Here is an 18794-nt window from a genome sequence, read left to right on the forward strand (position 1 = left end):
GGGTGATTTTTTTAATCTTTTAAATTTTTGAAAGGAGGTTCAAGTAAACCTTTTTTGCTATTGATATTGTTTATTTCTTACATTTTAGAGTAAAGCTTTTACATTGTAAATTTTAGCAATATTTAGCATTTATTTGAAAAAATATAGGTTTTTATTTTAACTAAAGTTTAAGTTTTACACTAATTCTTTTTAGTTAATTTTGCCTCGACTCAAAAGACGTTTTGAGTTTCTTTTTCATAGCAATTTTCCCGCTCATTTTTGAGCGGGTTTTTTATTAAGTAAAAAATTACTCAGAAGAGAAGGGTTCGGTAAAAGTTATTTTAAGATTGTTAGAACTTGGGAATTATATAAAAACATAGAATATCATTGATTCTTAATCTTTCCTACTACTATAAAAAATATTCCCTATTGATAGTCTTATAAGTTTTTTAACTATAAAATTCCCTCTCATGCTATGCTAATAGGTGGTAATTTTTCTGAGTTCAATAAAAAATAGCATCTTTTTTAGCACGAAAAGGAGTAGAATTTATTTTTTTGAAGTAAGGTCTACATATTTTAAAAAACTAAAATTCGTCTGAAAATAAGTAATTATAAGCCTTTACATTATCTAAGTATGCACCATCAAAGCCGGCATCTATAATTTTTTTAATGTATGAATTATCATTACCATATATTATTGACTGCCACTCTTTAGACCAATATTTTACGAATATTTCATTCTCATATCCTTTATATGGTTTAACTAACCAATGCGGGTTATTAATGCTCCAATTATTATTAAAGTAATATCGATATTTTTCTGCTGATCCAATATTCATGTAGGAAATAACAAGGCGTTTTCCTCCGTTCTGTTTCTTTTTAATTTTACGAAGGTCTTCTTTTGTTAATGGTTGTTCATGAAAAAAAAGATCAATGAGAATCACATCAAAATTGGTGGTTGCTATGTTGTCTAGTAATTCTTGTTTTGTATTGTATCTACTTGAGTTTATTAGATACAAATAATTTTGAGCATCTTTTAAAGTTAAAATATCATTTTTATTTTCCTTACTAATTCTACCTGGTATGTGCGTATAGTCATAATTAAAATTTAAACGAGGAAAACATAAAAAACCTTCATTTCTATTTTTATTAATAGCATCCCCAATCAAAGAGTTATCAGATAGATAGTCAGAAACAAGAACTCTTTTACGTTCTGAAAATTTTTGCAGCATGGTAAGTCTATCATATATAGGGAGTTCGTGTCCATCGTAGAAAAGCGCTTCTATGCCAAAACCATTTATTGCATTTGTAAACTCTAGGTTTAATTCACTAGAAGAGTTGTACTTCGTAAAAGCAAGTTCAATACCATTTTGAGGAATAACAATAAAGTTTGATTTATTTTTTTTTGCATATTGAGATATTTGAATAACAAATTCTTGCATGCTTTGCTTGGGGTTTTCAGGGAATTCTGTTTCGGTTTTCGAACAAGAAGAGAATAAAAATAAAACAAATACAGGTGTAATTAATAATTTTTTTAGAGTAGCCATGTCGGGGGATTAAAGAGGTTACGGCGTAAATTTACTCAATATTAAGATTACAATATTTGCGATTTTTGCATATTCTAATCAAATTCTAGAAAATAATAGCATTCTACATTATCTAGATAAGCTCCATCAAAGCCTGCTTCGACAATTTTCTGTACGTAGGAATCTTTGTCTTCAAAAATAATTTTCTGCCAAGATTTTTTCCAAAATTTAACCCAAAACTCATCTTCATAACCTTCATAGTTTTTTTTGAGCCATGAAGGAAAACCAATACGCCATTTAGGTTTCCAGTAATACCTGAATTTTTCTGCAGCTCCTATGTTAATATATGATATAACAAGTCGTTTACCTCCGTTTTTCTTTATTTTTAAACTTTCGATTTCTTGTTTGGTAAAAGATGTTTTATCGAAAAATAAATCAATTAAAAGAAGATCGTAATTTGTATTTTTTAATTTATTTAAAACAGCTTCTTTTGATTCAAAATTTGAATAATTGATTAAGTAAAGAAAATTACAAGTCTGAGATAAAAAATTAATATTAGTGTCATTTTCATTATTAATATTATCTGGCACTATTGAGTAATCATAGTTTTCTTTTTCTCTTGGGAAACTTGTAAATCCCTTTTTTTGGTTTTTTCGAATAGAGAGCTCTGCAGTTTTTTTGCTTTTAGTGTAGTCGCTGACAAGAATTTTTTTGGTTTCTTTTAATAAATTTAGAGCTGTTAACTTTTCTTCTGTATTTGAATCTTCATTGGAGTAAAATAAGCTCTCAATACCAATGCCGTCAATTGAGGATAAATATTCTTTATGCATCCCATTGGATACTTCGAGTTCATTAAAACACAATTCAAGCCCATTTTGAGGGATTATACTAAATTTCGGATTTAATTTTTTTGCAAATTTTGAAATATCTATTACAAAAGATCTCATTTTTTCGGCGGTTCGATCTATTTTTTTTGACGTAGTGTAGTCGTTTTTATTTTCCAAATTATAATTAGTATAACTGAAGAAATAAAATAAAGGGAAAGCAAAAAAATATGTCAAAACGATTTTTTTCAAAGAAAAAGAGGTATAAGTTATAATGATCATTAATTTAATATCCAATATTAATTAAAAGATTTAGCCTTCACAAAAAAAATAAAAAATAATTTAAAGTAAAGAGGCTTGCGATAACTATATTTTGAGATGAGTATGTTTTTTTCTTATGAACAAAATCATTTAATAGTAAACTGTAAAATTGAAAAATGGATTGTCATCAGCCTAATTTTTATTTGAAGGCGGCAGATATTTGGGGATAATTTGTTCTTGGTTTAACATTCTAATTTTAATATTTTAATGTTAATTTTAAGATTGTTTTCATCAATAATAGTATAATTCCATAAAATTAAAGATTAACAAGAACCTTAGATTCAGGATTTAAGACTTAAAAGATTTGAAATTAAAAAAACAATGTTTCTTAAATGTCTAAAAGTCTTGGTTCTCAATAAGAAAAGTGGTAATTTTGCCCCCGATTTTAAAGAAACAGAGTTTAAGATGAACATAACAAAAGAAAATGTAGATGCACTAAATGCAATTGTAAAAGTTGATATTGTTGCAGACGATTATAAAGATAAAGTAACAAAAGTTTTGAAAGATTACCGTAAAACTGCAAACATACCAGGCTTCAGAAAAGGGCATGTACCTATGGGGATGGTCAGAAAACAGTACGGTAAAGCGGTTATGATTGATGAGGTGAATAAACTTTTGCAAGAATCATTGAATAAATTCTTAGTTGAAGAAAAGTTAGACATCTTAGGAAATCCTTTACCTAAGGTAGATGAAGGTTTTTCTTGGGATGCAGAGCAGTTTTCTTTCGAATTTGAGTTAGGTTTGGCACCAGAATTTGAACTAGATTTAAAATCAAATAAGGTGAAGTCATATAATATTGTGGCAACAGAAGAACTTATAGAAAAAGAGTTAGAAAACATACAAACTCGTTATGGAAAATTAATCTCTCAAGAAAAAGTAGAAGAAACTTCTAATGTTACAGGATTATTTGTTAACGAAGAAAAAGAAATTAATAAAAAATCAACATTTTCTGTAAGTGATTTAAAAGGAAAGAAAAACAAAGAAAAGTTAGTTGAATCAAAAGTAGGTGAAGTTGTAGTTTTTGATACAAAGAAACTATTTGAAGATGATCATAAATTGCAAAATTTGTTGGGAGTTTCTAAACAAGATTCTGAGGATTTGGATGTTAAAGTGAATTTTACTATTGAAGAAATTAATATAACAGAAAAAGCAGAATTTGATCAAGAATTATTCGAAAAATTATTTGCTGATGGTAGTGTAAAAACAGTAACTGAGCTAAAGGAAAAAATTAAAGAAGACGCTGAAAAGCAATTCCAACAACAGGCAGATCAACAATTACTCAATTCAGTAACAGAAACATTGGTTGAAAATACAAAATTTGATTTGCCAAAAGAGTTTTTACAAAAATGGCTCCAAACTGCCGGAGAGAAGCAGTTGACTGCTGAAGAAGCAACAACAGAATATGAAAAATCTGAAAAAGGACTTCGTTATCAGTTGATTGAGGGGAAAATCATGAAAGATCACGGCATAAAAGTAGACTATCCTGAATTAGTTGAGTATGCAAAAGGGTTTGTTAAAATGCAAATGGCTCAGTTTGGAAATGCAAATCCAGAAGAAAAAGAACTAGACGATATTGCAGGAAGAATTTTATCTAATCAAGAAGAGGCTCGTCGTTTACAGGAGCAATTGGTTTCTCAAAAATTAGTAGGCTTTTTTAAGGAAAATATGGAGTTTGATGCTAAAGAAGTTTCATACGAAGAATTTATCAAGGAAGTTTATAACGTCGATGCAAATAAATAGAAGAAGCTAGATTTATTAAAAAAACCTGAACATTTGTTCAGGTTTTTTTAGTCAAACACCTTCCACATTATGTTTGTGGAATACTTCTTATATTTACATTTTATAACCAAAAAACTTTTAACAATGGATTACGGAAAAGAGTTTGAAAAATATGCAACAAAACATCACGGAATTAGTAGCACTTATTTCGGAGAAATAACGAGTAGCCTTACGCCATATATTATGGAAGAACGCCAATTAAACATCACTCAAATGGATGTTTTTTCTCGTTTAATGATGGATAGAATTATTTTTTTAGGTACTGGGATCAACGATCAAGTCGCAAATATTATTCAAGCTCAATTATTATTTTTAGAAAGTGTTGACGCTACAAAAGATATTTCGATTTATATAAATTCTCCAGGAGGAGGTGTTTATGCTGGTTTAGGTATTTATGATACAATGCAATTTATAAAACCAGATGTTGCCACAATTTGTACAGGAATGGCTGCCTCAATGGGTGCAGTACTTATGTGTGCAGGAGAAAAAGGAAAACGATCTGCTTTACCTCATTCTCGTATCATGATTCACCAACCTTTGGGCGGAGCTCAAGGACAAGCTTCTGATATGGAAATTACTGTTAAAGAGATTGGTAAACTGAAAAAAGAATTATATAATATTATTTCACACCATTCTGGTCAGACATATGATAAAGTGTTTGAAGATTCTGATAGAGATTATTGGATGAAAGCTGAAGAGGCAAAAGAATATGGAATGGTAGATGAGATTTTAACAAGAAAATAAACTATTGAAACCAGTCAGATAGAGGCTGACTAAAATTGATAAAATGTCGAAAGAAGAAAACTTACAATGTTCCTTTTGTGGAAGAAAAAAGCCTGAAACCGATCTGTTGATCGCAGGTCTTGATGCTCATATTTGTGATAAATGTATTGAGCAAGCTTATGGAATTGTTCAAGAGGAAATTGCCGAAGCAAAAACTAATAATTTATCTTCCGATTTAACGCTAAAGAAGCCAAAAGAGATAAAAGCATTCTTAGATGAATACATAATTGGTCAAGACGAAACTAAAAAGGCAATGTCGGTAGCAGTATACAACCATTATAAACGGCTATTGCAAAAAGTGGATGATAATAATGGAGTTGAAATTGAAAAATCAAATATTGTATTAGTAGGTGAAACTGGAACAGGAAAAACATTAGTTGCAAGAACGATAGCAAAAATGTTAAATGTTCCTTTTTCTATAGTCGATGCAACAGTTTTAACTCAAGCAGGATATGTTGGTGAAGATGTTGAAAGTATTCTAAGTCGTCTTTTGCAGGCAGCAGATTACGATGTAGATAAAGCTGAGAAAGGAATTGTTTTTATTGATGAAATTGATAAAATAGCTCGGAAAGGAGATAATCCTTCGATAACTAGAGATGTTTCAGGAGAAGGGGTACAACAAGCTTTACTTAAATTATTAGAAGGTGCGGTTGTTAATGTTGCCCCTAAGGGAGGAAGAAAACATCCAGAGCAAAAGTTTATAGAAGTTAATACAAAAGATATTTTATTTATTGCAGGAGGTGCGTTTTCAGGAATTGATAGAATTATTAGCAAGCGTTTAAATATGCAAGCGGTAGGGTATAGTGCCTCTATTGATGAAGATAAAATAGATGAGAGTAATTTATTGCAATACATAATTCCTTCAGATTTGAAGAGTTTTGGTTTAATTCCAGAAATAATTGGAAGATTACCTGTGTTGAGCTATATGAATCCTTTGGATGTTAAAACGCTAAGAGCAATTTTAACAGAGCCCAAAAATTCAATTATTAAGCAGTATCGAAAACTTTTTTCGATGGATGGTATAGAATTTACCATAACAGAAGGAGCTTTGAATTTTATAGTTGAAAAAGCAATTGAATATAAGTTAGGAGCCCGTGGTTTACGTTCTCTTTGCGAAGCAATTTTAACGGAAGCGATGTTTGAGCTACCAAGTACGGATGAAAAAAAGTTTACTGTTGATAAAGAATATGCTGAAGCAAAAATTACTAAAAATGCATTAGCAAAATTAAAGGCGGCTTCATAAAGTTAGTTTAATATAAAAAATAAAAAGAGTCTTAAAAGGAGACTCTTTTTATTTTTTATAGATTATACTTAATTCTTTTATCCAGGTACTTAGCTCTCTTAAATTAAGCTTGTACTTGCGTTGTATTTCTTCTTTTTTATGTAATAAGTACGTTTGATTTAACACTTTCATTTCATATTCTGAAACTACAGCCTGTTTAAACTTCTTAAAATACTCTTCTGTGTTATTTTCGTTCTTTATTAATGCAAATTTTCCGTATTTAGATATCCAATTATCAAATTGATCAAGATTTAAATCATATTTCTTAATAATTTTTTCTTTTTTACTTTCTAAATAGTTAGTGTCTAATACCAGTGCTTCAAATTCTTCAACAGTTGCTCTTTGAAACTTTTTATGAAGATTATTTGGGTTATCAATTGCATATTTTGATTGATTTAATTGATCAATATGTATTTTTCCTAGTTGGTTGATCCAACTAGTAAGTTTCTGAGGGGTGATGTTATATTTTTTACTTAAATCATCAATTTGATTCTTCAAGTAAACAGGGTCTAGAACTAGTTTGTCAAATTCATTGACTACAGAATATTTAAATTTTTCAAAATAGTTTGATGCTTCCCCGTTTCCATTTGCAGTTTTATTAGGGAGGGTAGTAGTATCATTACTTTTTGTTATACCAACTATATTTAAGCTACTATCCTCCATTTCAACTTCAGACGTTTTGTTGACTTTTTTAGTCGTTTTTTTTATTGAAGACCCGCTTTTTTCTTCGTAGGATAGTTTCTCATCTTTATACCAATTATCAGAGAATTTATTGAATGTATTTTTTGAAACTAAAATTTTACCCTCTTTATTATTACTTATATCCATATTGATTAAAGAAGAACATCCACTTATATCTATGGTATTAAGTTCATTACTACTACAATATAAATCTTTTAGTTCTGGTTTATTTCCTAGTACGAGTTTGTTTAGTTTATTATAGTCACAGTTTAAAGAGCGTAATAATGGCGTATTGCTAATATTTAATTCGGTTAATTTATTATTGCTACAGTTTAAGAATGAAAGGTTCGGGTTATTCGATAGATCAATCTTTTGAATCTCATTATCTGAACAATCTAGTCTTTTTAAGTTTATAAAATGCTCAATTCCCGTAAGATCCTTGATTTTATTTTTAACATTGGGTAAGTACTTATTTTTTAAGGGAGAATTAATGTTTAAATTGACAATATATTGAGCATCACTGACTAAAATATTTCCGTTCAATCCATTTGAATCGTAATTCAAGTCAATTAAAGCTTCCTCTAGTCCTAAGTCTGGAATTTTTATTGTTTCCTGTGCAAATGAACTCATAGTAAATATAAGAAATATATACACATAGTATTTATTGGTTAACTTCATAATATCTAGTTTTTTGGGGTTAAATTTATATATTTATCAGGTCTTAGACAATTAAAAAAGGTTAAGGTTTATATGTAGGGAACAAAACGACTATCTTTGCAAATTATTTCAAAACCTTATGATAACTCAACAAACTATTGACAAAGTTTTTGATGCAGCCAGAGTGGAGGAGGTAATAGGAGAGTTTGTACAACTAAAAAAAACGGGAAGTAACTTTAAAGGTTTAAGCCCGTTTACAGATGAAAAAACACCTTCTTTTGTGGTTTCACCAGTGAAGCAAATTTGGAAAGACTTTAGTACTGGAAAAGGAGGGAACTCAGTTTCTTTTTTAATGGAACATGAACACTATTCATATCCAGAAGCAATTAAGTGGTTAGCAAAAAAATACAATATTGAAATAGAAGAAACTGAACAATCAGATGAGCAAAAGAAGCAGCTTAACGAAAGAGAAAGTATGTTTTTGGTTTCAAAGTTTGCAAAAGACTACTTTAACGACTTATTGATGAACTCTCAAACAGGAAGAGCTATAGGTCTTTCTTATTTTAAAGAAAGAGGGTTCAGAGAGGAAATTATTCAAAAATTTGATTTAGGATACTGTAAGGATGAATGGGATAACTTTACTAAAGCGGCAATAGCCAAAGGGTTTGATATAAAATATCTAAAGGCTACAGGATTAACTATTGTAAAAGAGGGTGGAGATGTAGCAAAAAAATTTGACCGGTTTAAAGGAAGAGTTATGTTTCCAATACATAGTATGTCTGGAAGAATCCTTGGCTTTGGAGGACGAATTTTAACAAATGACAAAAAGGCAGCTAAGTACTTGAATTCACCTGAGAGTGAAATTTATCATAAGAGTAAAATTCTTTATGGACTTTATCATGCTAAAAAGGAGATAGCAAAACAAGATAATTGTTTTTTAGTTGAAGGATATACGGATGTCATTTCATTTCATCAATCTGGAGTTGAAAATGTAGTAGCCTCTTCAGGAACTGCATTAACTCCTGATCAAATTAGATTAATCAATAGACTGACCAAGAATATAACTGTTTTATTTGATGGTGATGCTGCAGGTATAAGGGCATCTATAAGAGGAATAGACCTAATCTTGGAACAAGGTTTAAATGTGAAGGTAGTTTCTTTTCCAGATGGAGAAGACCCTGATAGTTTTGCAAAAGGACAATCTAGTGCTGACCTTAAGAGATATCTTGATGAAGAAGCTCGTGACTTTATTGAATTTAAGGTTTCATTATTGATGAAAGATGCTCAAAATGATCCTATAAAAAAGGCAACTTTAATAAGAGATATTGTTACCAGTATATCTAAAATACCTGATGGAATTCAAAGAGAGGTATATGTTCAAGAATGTGCAAGAATAATGGATATTTCTGAACAGGTTTTATTTGATGAATTGGCACAATTATTGCATAAGGTTGTAGGGAGTAGAAATTCAAAGTCAAATTTTTCAAATTCAGTAAAAACATCAATAGCTGAAAGAAGTGATACTCAAAAAGGAAGTAGATTAGAAATTCTGAGAGCAAAAGGTATAGGTAAACAATTTCAAAAGGTAGACCAAGTATCAATATTAGAAAAAGAGATCATAAGAATTTTATTACTTTACGGTAATGAAATTGTTGATTTTGTAAATTGGGTTGATGCTTTCGATAAATATGGAAGACCTATTTTGGAGAAGGAGGAATATCAAAGTACCGTTTTTAACGAATTGTATTTGAATTTACAGGAAGATGAAATTGAATTCTCTAATGAGTTATTTAAACTAACGTACCATGCATTAGTTAATCAACTTAATCAAAGAGAAAAAATAGTAATAGATGAACTAATTATGCACGAAAATGTTGACATTTCGGGATTGGTAACAAATATACTGATGGATGAAGAACGCTATGTTTTAAGTAATTGGGAAAAGAAAGAGGTTTTTGTTACGGAAATAGATAAGATTTTACCGAAGTTGGTAACAGATGCAATATTGAATCTTAGAAGAGTTTTGATAGAGAAAAAAATAAAAGGAATTTTAGAAGATATACAAAATCAGAAAAAAATACCTGATTTAGAAGAGGTTAGAAATTACACAGAATTGAAAAAGTTATTATTTGAAAAATTAAATAGGGTTATCTAACTTATTTTTGTTTAACTTAAAGATAGAATTTTTTTAAAACTAGATTTCTTTATATTTTTGCCGAAAATTAACAAAAGAAAGAGCAATATAAAATCAAATATCATGAAAAAGGTACTACAAGTCGTTGAATTATTTAGATTAATTTTTATTCTTCCCTTTAAAATATCTAAAGGGAGAAAAAAGCAAGCCTATAAAAAAATAAAACAGCAAATGATATCTGTTAACTTACTTTAGAAAATCAGGAATTTTACAAACGGGAATAGGGTTAATTTTATGTTGATTTATATTATTTAGCCGTGTGTAAATTTTGTAAACTTCTAATTGACGCCCCGTAAAGTCTTTTGCATTTTTATTTCTAGCCTGCATAGCCATGGCCCATTCAAGTTCATCGTAAGTAGCACCAATTTGATCTTCATCTGTTCTACTATCACCAAATAATCCATCAGTAGGTTGCGCTTTCTGAATTGAATCAGGAACATTTAATTTTGTTGCTAGTTTATAAACTTCTGATTTTAAAAGATCTGCGATGGGGCTTAAATCAACACCACCGTCCCCATATTTTGTAAAAAAACCAACTCCAAAATCTTCAACTTTGTTACCTGTCCCAGCTACTAATAAACCGTGTAGTCCTGCAAAATAGTATAAGGTAGTCATTCTAAGTCTTGCTCTTGTATTTGCTAAGGTTAAATCTAACTTGGGAGAAGAAACTGTTTCAGGAAGGGCCGTTTTAAATTCTTCAAAAGTACTTGTTAAATTTACGGCAACATTACTAACATTTTTGTAGTGTTGTTTTAAATGTTTTATATGCTCGCTGGCACGATTAACTTGACTCTCTGCTTGATGAATAGGTAGTTCAACACATAGTGTTGATAGACCAGTTCTAGCGCATAATGAGGAAGTAACAGCACTGTCAATTCCTCCTGATACTCCAACAACAAAACCGTTTACTTTTGCATTATTAGCATAATTTTTTAACCAATTAACAATGTAGTCTATAACTTTAGGAGTATCCATAAAAAATCTTTTTATTTCGTGTGAGTTCTTATTAGTGAACTAATTTATTAAATTCGACGTTTAAAAGTTAAATGTAAAATAATTATAATTAATGCGAAAAATTATAGCTCTTTTTTTAATTTTTATTGGAATGTCCTGTAATAATGAAAAAAAATTAGAAGTTGATACGTCAGAAATTAAAGTTGATTTTAAAATAGAGCGGTTTGACAAAGATTTTTATAAAAGCAACAAAAGTTTAACTGAGCTTAAAACCTCTTATCCTTTTTTATTTCCAGAATCTATAGAAGACTCTGTTTGGGTTAATAAAAGAAAAAATACTGATGAATTAGAACTATTTGATGAGGTACAAAATGTGTACGAAGATATAGGAGAGGTTCATAAAAAAATAAAAAAGTTATTTAAGCATGTTAAGTATTACAATAGAAGATTCCATGTTCCTAGAGTGATTAGCATACTTTCAAATATAGACTATCAAAGCAGAGTCGTTTATAGGGATAATCTATTACTTATTTCTTTAGACGTATATCTTGGTAGCCAACACAAATTTTATAGTGATTATCCATCCTACATAAAGCAGAATAATACAAACGAATATATGATTGTTGACATAGCCTCAAAGATTATAGATCAACAATTAGTTTTGAAAAGGAATAGAGCATTTGTCCATAAAATGATTTATCAAGGAAAAAAAATGTATTTAAAGGATGTTTATCTAACGATGATACCTAGTTATTTAAAAATTGGTTATACCGAAGAAAAATTTGATTGGGCGCTTGAAAATGAAGAGCAAATTTGGCAATACTTTATAGAAAAAGATCTTTTGTTTAGTACGGATAAGAATCTAGATAGAAGGTTTCTTGATATAGCTCCTTTTTCTAAGTTCTATCTGGAACACGATAACCTATCTCCAGGAAGAATAGGAGAATTTATAGGTTGGCAGATAGTTAGATCATTTATGAGAAATAATGATGTATCTTTGCAAGAGTTAATACGTATAGAAGAAGAAGAAATCTTCAAAAAATCTAAATATAAACCAAGAAGATAATGAGTGTTGTACATAAATCAAAAATAACTTTTACCGTGGGGTTGGATGAGAATAGAGTACCTGAACAAATTTCATGGAATGCGGAGGATGGAGGTATAAATAATGAATCTTCAAAAGCTGTTATGTTGTCGGTTTGGGATCATAAAAAAAAGGATACGTTACGGATGGATTTATGGACTAAAGATATGCCCGTCGATGAAATGAAACAATTTTTCCATCAAACATTGGTTTCTATGGCAAACACTTTTGAAAGAGCCACAGATGATGATAAAATGAGTGCTACAATGAGGGATTTTTGCGATTATTTTGCAGAAAAATTAGAAATTATAGAGAAGAAATAAAAAAGCTATTATAAATAGCTTTTTAATATTGCTTTATTTGCTTAATAACGGATTTGTAGTCATTCTCATTGTTTACGAAATCAAGGCAAGAAACATCTACAATTAAAATATTAAGATCTTGTTGTTGTGTATTTATAAAATTGATATAGCCGTCGTGGATTTTTTGTAAGTAGCTCGATTCAATATTTTGCTCATAATCTCTTCCTCTTTTTTTGATGTTTTGAAGTAGTCTATCCGTATTTTGATATAGGTATATATAGAGATCTGGTTTGGTAATTTCTTTATAAATCATATTAAACATTTTACGATACAGTTTATATTCATCATTTTGCAATGTGATTTGAGCAAATATTAAAGATTTAAAAATATAATAATCAGATACTATAAAGTTTTTAAAGAGGTCAAATTGAGCTAAGTCATCTGATAATTGCTGATATCGGTCAGCAAGAAAACTCATCTCAAGAGGAAAAGCATAACGTTCATTATCATTGTAAAATTTAGGTAAAAACGGGTTGTCTGCAAATCTTTCGAGAACTATCTTTGCATTAAATTCATCAGCCATCATGTTTGTTAATGATGTTTTACCTGCACCTATATTCCCCTCAATGGCTATATAATTATACTTTTCTGTAATTGGAATTGGTCGACTAAGTTTATTTGTTATGGGGGTTATTTTAGAGTCATCATTACAGTTATCCAAACAATTGGATATAGTTGTTTTTTGTATAGGGTGTAATATTTTTCCTGCAATTTCTACAAGAGGAGCAAGGACAAATTTGCGTTGTAGCATTCTCGGATGAGGAACAATCAAGTCTTTTGTAAAGATTATTTCATCTTCAAATAAAAGTATATCGATATCAATATTCCTGTCAGAATATCCGCTTGATTTACTACGTTTTCTACCCAAGTCAATTTCGATTTCTAGAACTTCATTGATTAAAGTCTCTGGTGGAAAATAGGTAGATACTTCAATACATGTGTTATAAAAGTTACTGCTTTCAAATCCCCATGAAGGTGTTTCATAAACAGAGGCTATTTTAAGGATAGAGCCTATTCTATCCGCAATCATATTTATAGCACTCTGAAGATTATCAAGTTTTTGTCCTTTGTTTGTGCCTAACGAAAGATATGTGATTCGTTGTATTTTCAATAGATCAAGGTTTAATTAAAAAGAATTGATTTTAGCTTACAAAGAAAAATAAAAGGAGATTAAATTACATATGAAAATTTACTTTTTTTGAGTAGGGTATTTACGTTTTTGATTGTTTTAATAGTGAATTTCTTAATAGAGTAAGGTTTTTGAGAGATCTTGGTTGGGGAATCGAGATCTTAAATTTTAACAAAAATCTCTTAATTTAAAAAAGGCTACTTTTATAGTAGCCTTTTTAATTTTTATATCTTAAAGAAATTAATCTTTCTTAACTTCCTTTTCTTTATTTTGTTCATGCTTAGGTTTTCTCTCTGGCCTTGGAGGTCTTTGAAGTAAAGCTTTCCTTGAAACTTTTTCTTTTCTAGTTTTTGGATCAGTACCAAAATATTTTACGTCAATAACGTCACCAATTTTAACAACATCAGTAACATTATTTGTTCTTTCCCAAGCCAATTCAGAAATATGAAGTAATACTTCATTACCAGGTGCTTCTAAATATTCAACAACAGCTCCAAAATCAAGAGTTTTAACCACTTTTACTTCATAAACACTCCCTTTATCTGGTTTGAAAGTTATGGCTTTTATTCTTGATAGTACCTTATCTATTCCTTCTTGATTAGTTCCTAAAATTTCAACAATACCTTCTTCAGTAACTTCGTCTTCATTTATAACAATAGTAGTTTCTGTTTCTTTCTGTAATTCTTGAATATGTTTTCCTCCAGGACCTATAATTGCACCTATGTATTCTCCTGAAACTCTTACGGTTACCATTTTAGGGGCATGAGGTTTAACATCTGTATTAGGCTCAGCAATAGTACTAGTCAATTTTTCTAAAATATGTAAACGACCATCACGTGCTTGTTGTAATGCTTTAACTAATATTTCATAGGAAAGTCCTTTGATTTTAATATCCATTTGACATGCTGTAATACCATCGGAAGTTCCTGTAACTTTAAAATCCATATCACCTAAATGATCTTCGTCTCCTAATATATCTGATAAAACTGCATAACGGTCACCATCAGAAATTAACCCCATAGCAATTCCAGAAACTGGTTTTTTTAATTGAACTCCAGCATCCATCAATGCCATTGTACCAGAACATACCGTTGCCATAGAGGATGATCCGTTTGATTCTAGAACTTCCGAAACAACACGTACTGTGTAAGGACAATCTTCAGGAACCATACCTTTTAATGCACGTTGAGCTAGGTTTCCATGCCCAATTTCACGACGAGAAGTACCTCTTAATGGGCGAGCTTCACCAGTTGAAAATGGAGGGAAATTATAATGTAAATAGAATCGTTCCTCATCTTGAATGGTAGGAGAGTCTACCATATTAGCATCTCTAGAAGTTCCAAGCGTAACAGTTGCTAATGCCTGGGTCTCTCCACGCGTAAATATTGAAGATCCATGAGTTTTTGGCAAATAATCAACTTCACACCAAATAGGTCTTATGTCGGTTGTAGTTCTACCGTCTAAACGTAGTCCTTCGTTTAACGTTAAATCTCTAACAGCCTCTTTTTGAGCTTTATTAAAATATTTTGAAATTAAATTTTCTTTTTCTTCTAATTCTTCTTCACTATAGTTAGCTATGATATTTTCTTTTACTTCTGAGAAAGCTAATCCTCTTTCCTGCTTAGAGGTACCTTTTTTTGCAATATCATAACACTGTTGATAAGCAGCTTCTCTTATAATAGCTTCAAGTTCTTCATCTGATTCTTCAGGTTCATATTCTCTGGTTTCTTTTTTACCTACGGCTTCAGATAATGCTATTTGTGCTTGGCATTGTACTTTAATAGCTTCGTGTGCAAATCGAATAGCATCCGCCATTTCCTCTTCAGAAACTTCATCCATTTCACCCTCAACCATTGCAACGAAATCAATTGATGCTCCAACCATTAGGTCAATGTCTGCTAATTTTAATTGATCAAAACTTGGATTTATAACAAATTCCCCATCTATTCTTGCTACACGAACTTCTGAAATAGGAGCTTCAAAAGGGATATCAGACAATTGAATTGCTGTAGAAGCAGCCAGTCCAGCTAAAGCATCAGGCATTACATTTTCATCATGAGACATAAGTTGAATCATAACTTGCGTTTCAGCATGATAATCTTTAGGGAAAAGAGGACGTAGTACGCGATCAACTAATCGCATTGTTAAAATTTCTTCATTACTAGGTCTAGCTTCACGTTTCATAAAACCTCCAGGATATCTTCCTGAAGCAGCAAATTTTTCTCTATAATCTACTGTTAACGGTAAGAAATCCATATTTGGATCTGATGTTTTAGCAGATACTACTGTAGCAAGTAGCATAGTATCACCCATTCTAACAACAACAGAACCATCTGCTTGCTTTGCTAATTTTCCAGTTTCTAAGGTAATGGTTCTTCCATCTCCAAGTTCTATGACTTGGCTAAATACTTTTGGAATCATAAATGTTTTCTAAAATTTTAATTTGTTGTTTGTGTTGTTGTATATGTTGCTGTTTCAATGGAAGTTTGAAATCTTTTTTTGTTTTGAATTTGTTTTAAAGGTAGGTAAAATATTTGAATTGATTGCAATTAAAAAGAGGCAGGAAGTTCCTGCCTCTTTAAAAGGATTATTTTCTAATACCTAACTCTTTAATTATCGCACGATATCTGTTTATATCTTTCTTTTTTAGATAGTCTAGTAAACTTCTTCGTTTACCTACCATTTTTACTAATGAACGCTCTGTATTGAAGTCTTTACGATTCTTTTTTAAGTGCTCTGTTAAATGGTTTATTCTAAATGTGAATAAGGCGATTTGACCTTCTGCTGTTCCGGTGTCATTATCTCCTTTACCGTGTTTAGCAAAAATGTTTTGTTTTACTTCTTTTGTTAAATACATGCCAATATTATTTAAATGATTATTATGTACACAATGATAAAATCATTGAAGATGCAAATGTACAACTATTTTTTAAAAGATAAATCACTAGTAGGAAATTAAAACGTAGAGCTAAGTGTTTTATATACTTAGAATTTTATTTTATTAAGTGATTTTATTTCCTTTTTGATTTTAAAGTGTTGTTATATAGTTGTTTATTCTTTTTTTAAGAAAAAGAATTACAGTTAAATTGGGATAAAATTCTTAACTTGCACCCTTATGTTTTATAAACATAAAATTTTAATTTTTTAGGGGAAAAAGAAAGCCAGCTTTTGCTGGCTTTTGTTTTATGCTCTTACTGGTTGATTTTGAATTAAGTCTATATACAAGTTAACTTGTTTTTTTAAATTTTTTCTTTCGTATATAGCATCTAAGAACCCATGCTCTAATAAAAATTCAGAACGTTGGAAGCCTTCAGGTAAATCCTTTCCTGTTGTGTCTTTAACTACACGAGGACCAGCAAATCCTATCAAAGCATTCGGCTCAGCAATATTAATATCACCTAACATAGCAAATGATGCAGTTGTTCCACCCGTTGTTGGATCAGTACATAAAGAAATATAAGGAACTTTTGCATTAGCTAATTGAGCTAATTTTGCAGAGGTTTTTACTAATTGCATTAAAGATAAAGAAGCTTCCATCATTCGGGCTCCTCCAGACTTTGAAATCATTAAAAAAGGAATGTTGTGTTCAATGGAATAATCAATAGCCCTTGCTATTTTTTCACCCACAACACTTCCCATTGACCCACCAATAAAAGAAAAGTCCATAGCCGCAATCACCAGCTCTTTTCCTAAAGATTTTCCTACAGCTGTTCTAACAGCATCTTTTAAACCTGTTTTCTTTTGAGCACCTTTTAGTCTATCTGGATATTTCAATGTATCTTCAAATTTTAAAGGGTCTTTGGATGATAACTTGGGATTTAGTTCTGTAAAGTTGTTGTTATCGAAAAATAATTCAAAATATTCTTTACTACCTATGCGAACATGGTATCCGTCTTCAGGACTTACATATAGATTTTTCTTAAGTTCTTCAGTATCTATAATTTTTCCACTAGGAGTTTTGTACCATAGTCCTTTTGGAGTGTCTTTTTTTTCTTCTGTTGGAGTTTGTATTCCTTTGTCTTTACGTTTAAACCAAGCCATAAATTATATAATTAGTCTTTAGTTATTTTTTATTGGTATCAAGACAAAACTTACTTATAATAAAAGTGAAGTTTGTAATGCGTTTTATTTATGCAAATATCTAAAAAAAATATTACGATAGGGTATTTACATTATTTAAATCCTCAAAAGCTTTTTTTAGTCTATTTCTAAATGTAATTTCGCCTTCACGAATCCATTTTCTTGGATCATAATACTTCTTATTAGGAAGATCATCTCCTTCCGGATTCCCTATTTGAGACTGTAAATATGGGCTTTTTTGTTTCATATAATCTCGTACACCTTTTGTAAATGCATACTGTAAATCTGTGTCAATATTCATTTTTATAACACCATAACCAATAGCCTCACGAATTTCGTCTACTGTTGATCCAGAGCCACCATGAAATACAAAATCTATTGTATTATTAGGAACATTATATTTTTTAGAAATATATTCTTGTGAGTTTTTTAAGATTTTTGGAGTTAATTTAACATTTCCAGGTTTATAAACTCCATGCACGTTACCAAAAGCGGCGGCAATTGTGAATTGATCGCTAATTTTCATTAACTCTTCATAAGCATAAGCAACTTCTTCGGGTTGCGTATAAAGTTTAGAACTGTCTACATCTGTATTATCAACGCCGTCTTCTTCTCCCCCAGTAATCCCTAATTCAATTTCTAATGTCATACCCATTTTACTCATTCTAGTCAGATATTTTTTACAAATAGCAATATTTTCTTCTATTGGTTCTTCGCTTAAATCAATCATATGAGAACTAAATAGTGGTTTGCCTGTTTTTGCAAAGTGTTTTTCACTAGCGTCTAATAGTCCATCTATCCATGGAAGTAACTTTTTAGCCGCATGATCTGTATGTAGTATTACTGGAATGTTGTATGCTTCTGCTAATAAATGTATATGCTGTGCACCTGCAACAGCACCGACGATCGCTGATTTTTGCTCATCGTTTGTTAAACTTTTTCCAGCATTAAATTGAGCTCCACCATTTGAAAATTGAATAATTACTGGAGAGTTTAATTCTTTTGCTGTTTCTAAGACCGCATTTATTGTATTCGAGCCCACAACATTTACCGCGGGTAACGCGAAGTTTTTTTCTTTTGCTAGTTTAAATATCTCTTGAACTTCTTTACCAGTTGCAACTCCAGTTTTTATCATTGTGTCGTTTTTTTAATTTATGTA

The 18794-nt window shown here is 30.4% G+C and carries 15 protein-coding genes; 6 read left to right on the top strand and 9 right to left on the bottom strand.

The window, feature by feature from the left end; all coding sequences use genetic code 11:
- Nucleotides 1-563: 563 nt before the first annotated feature.
- Both AC2GW8_RS12130 and AC2GW8_RS12135 read right to left on the bottom strand, forming a co-directional pair.
- The gene (locus AC2GW8_RS12130; protein WP_440880134.1) at nucleotides 564-1526 is read right to left on the bottom strand and encodes an endo alpha-1,4 polygalactosaminidase; all 963 of its coding nucleotides are present in this window, start codon (nucleotides 1524-1526) and stop codon (nucleotides 564-566) included.
- A gap of 74 nt (nucleotides 1527-1600) precedes the next feature.
- On the bottom strand, nucleotides 1601-2452 hold the full coding sequence (locus AC2GW8_RS12135; protein WP_440880135.1) for an endo alpha-1,4 polygalactosaminidase: 852 nt from the start codon (nucleotides 2450-2452) through the stop codon (nucleotides 1601-1603).
- 603 nt (nucleotides 2453-3055) lie between these two features.
- Between AC2GW8_RS12135 and tig the strand changes: the two genes are divergently transcribed.
- From tig to clpX, 3 genes are all read left to right on the top strand, one after another.
- Nucleotides 3056-4390: a trigger factor gene (gene tig, locus AC2GW8_RS12140; protein WP_440880136.1), complete on the top strand. Its 1335-nt coding sequence runs from the start codon at nucleotides 3056-3058 to the stop codon at nucleotides 4388-4390.
- A 123-nt stretch (nucleotides 4391-4513) separates the two neighbouring features.
- A complete protein-coding gene (gene clpP, locus AC2GW8_RS12145; RefSeq protein WP_440880137.1) occupies nucleotides 4514-5173 on the top strand; it encodes an ATP-dependent Clp endopeptidase proteolytic subunit ClpP in 660 nt (219 codons plus the stop codon).
- 43 nt (nucleotides 5174-5216) lie between these two features.
- On the top strand, nucleotides 5217-6455 hold the full coding sequence (clpX, locus tag AC2GW8_RS12150) for an ATP-dependent Clp protease ATP-binding subunit ClpX (RefSeq protein ID WP_440880138.1): 1239 nt from the start codon (nucleotides 5217-5219) through the stop codon (nucleotides 6453-6455).
- Between the two features lie 48 nt (nucleotides 6456-6503).
- Here clpX and AC2GW8_RS12155 read toward each other — a convergent pair whose 3' ends face one another.
- Nucleotides 6504-7853 (bottom strand): leucine-rich repeat domain-containing protein, encoded by a 1350-nt coding sequence (locus tag AC2GW8_RS12155; RefSeq protein ID WP_440880139.1) that lies wholly within the window; start codon nucleotides 7851-7853, stop codon nucleotides 6504-6506.
- Nucleotides 7854-7971: 118 nt separating this feature from the next.
- On the opposite strand from AC2GW8_RS12155, the gene dnaG reads away from it, so the two are divergent.
- Nucleotides 7972-9987, top strand: coding sequence for a DNA primase (dnaG, locus tag AC2GW8_RS12160; protein ID WP_440880140.1), 2016 nt, complete (start codon nucleotides 7972-7974; stop codon nucleotides 9985-9987).
- A gap of 225 nt (nucleotides 9988-10212) precedes the next feature.
- Here the strand turns inward: dnaG and nadE are convergent, their stop codons facing one another.
- The gene (gene nadE / locus AC2GW8_RS12165) at nucleotides 10213-11001 is read right to left on the bottom strand and encodes an NAD(+) synthase (RefSeq protein ID WP_440880141.1); all 789 of its coding nucleotides are present in this window, start codon (nucleotides 10999-11001) and stop codon (nucleotides 10213-10215) included.
- A 91-nt stretch (nucleotides 11002-11092) separates the two neighbouring features.
- Between nadE and gldB the strand changes: the two genes are divergently transcribed.
- Together gldB and gldC are read left to right on the top strand one after the other, a co-directional pair.
- Nucleotides 11093-12046 carry a gliding motility lipoprotein GldB gene (gene gldB / locus AC2GW8_RS12170; protein WP_440880142.1) on the top strand — a complete coding sequence of 318 codons (954 nt, stop codon included), beginning with the start codon at nucleotides 11093-11095 and terminating at the stop codon, nucleotides 12044-12046.
- Nucleotides 12046-12387, top strand: coding sequence for a gliding motility protein GldC (gene gldC, locus AC2GW8_RS12175; RefSeq protein WP_440880143.1), 342 nt, complete (start codon nucleotides 12046-12048; stop codon nucleotides 12385-12387). The genes gldB and gldC overlap by 1 nt, the downstream gene beginning before the upstream one ends.
- Nucleotides 12388-12409: 22 nt before the next feature.
- Here the strand turns inward: gldC and folK are convergent, their stop codons facing one another.
- The 5 genes from folK to fbaA all read right to left on the bottom strand — a co-directional run bounded on the left by folK (nucleotide 12410) and on the right by fbaA (nucleotide 18770).
- The gene (gene folK / locus AC2GW8_RS12180; protein WP_440880144.1) at nucleotides 12410-13537 is read right to left on the bottom strand and encodes a 2-amino-4-hydroxy-6-hydroxymethyldihydropteridine diphosphokinase; all 1128 of its coding nucleotides are present in this window, start codon (nucleotides 13535-13537) and stop codon (nucleotides 12410-12412) included.
- A gap of 258 nt (nucleotides 13538-13795) precedes the next feature.
- The gene (locus AC2GW8_RS12185) at nucleotides 13796-15976 is read right to left on the bottom strand and encodes a polyribonucleotide nucleotidyltransferase (RefSeq protein ID WP_440880145.1); all 2181 of its coding nucleotides are present in this window, start codon (nucleotides 15974-15976) and stop codon (nucleotides 13796-13798) included.
- 166 nt (nucleotides 15977-16142) lie between these two features.
- A complete protein-coding gene (gene rpsO / locus AC2GW8_RS12190) occupies nucleotides 16143-16412 on the bottom strand; it encodes a 30S ribosomal protein S15 (RefSeq protein ID WP_440880146.1) in 270 nt (89 codons plus the stop codon).
- A 326-nt stretch (nucleotides 16413-16738) separates the two neighbouring features.
- Nucleotides 16739-17596: an acetyl-CoA carboxylase, carboxyltransferase subunit beta gene (gene accD, locus AC2GW8_RS12195; RefSeq protein ID WP_440880147.1), complete on the bottom strand. Its 858-nt coding sequence runs from the start codon at nucleotides 17594-17596 to the stop codon at nucleotides 16739-16741.
- 112 nt (nucleotides 17597-17708) lie between these two features.
- Nucleotides 17709-18770, bottom strand: coding sequence for a class II fructose-bisphosphate aldolase (gene fbaA, locus AC2GW8_RS12200; protein WP_440880148.1), 1062 nt, complete (start codon nucleotides 18768-18770; stop codon nucleotides 17709-17711).
- Nucleotides 18771-18794: the final 24 nt, after the last annotated feature.

The sequence above is a fragment of the Tenacibaculum profundi genome (assembly GCF_057162725.1).

Coding starts and splice junctions, on each gene's coding strand:
- clpX (WP_440880138.1), top strand. CDS start 5,217: ATGTCGAAAGAAGAAAACTTACAATGTTCCTTTTGTGGAAGAAAAAAG.
- tig (WP_440880136.1), top strand. CDS start 3,056: ATGAACATAACAAAAGAAAATGTAGATGCACTAAATGCAATTGTAAAA.
- AC2GW8_RS12185 (WP_440880145.1), bottom strand. CDS start 15,976: ATGATTCCAAAAGTATTTAGCCAAGTCATAGAACTTGGAGATGGAAGA.
- fbaA (WP_440880148.1), bottom strand. CDS start 18,770: ATGATAAAAACTGGAGTTGCAACTGGTAAAGAAGTTCAAGAGATATTT.
- AC2GW8_RS12130 (WP_440880134.1), bottom strand. CDS start 1,526: ATGGCTACTCTAAAAAAATTATTAATTACACCTGTATTTGTTTTATTT.
- AC2GW8_RS12135 (WP_440880135.1), bottom strand. CDS start 2,452: ATGAGATCTTTTGTAATAGATATTTCAAAATTTGCAAAAAAATTAAAT.
- gldB (WP_440880142.1), top strand. CDS start 11,093: ATGCGAAAAATTATAGCTCTTTTTTTAATTTTTATTGGAATGTCCTGT.
- gldC (WP_440880143.1), top strand. CDS start 12,046: ATGAGTGTTGTACATAAATCAAAAATAACTTTTACCGTGGGGTTGGAT.
- nadE (WP_440880141.1), bottom strand. CDS start 11,001: ATGGATACTCCTAAAGTTATAGACTACATTGTTAATTGGTTAAAAAAT.
- accD (WP_440880147.1), bottom strand. CDS start 17,596: ATGGCTTGGTTTAAACGTAAAGACAAAGGAATACAAACTCCAACAGAA.
- rpsO (WP_440880146.1), bottom strand. CDS start 16,412: ATGTATTTAACAAAAGAAGTAAAACAAAACATTTTTGCTAAACACGGT.
- clpP (WP_440880137.1), top strand. CDS start 4,514: ATGGATTACGGAAAAGAGTTTGAAAAATATGCAACAAAACATCACGGA.
- dnaG (WP_440880140.1), top strand. CDS start 7,972: ATGATAACTCAACAAACTATTGACAAAGTTTTTGATGCAGCCAGAGTG.
- AC2GW8_RS12155 (WP_440880139.1), bottom strand. CDS start 7,853: ATGAAGTTAACCAATAAATACTATGTGTATATATTTCTTATATTTACT.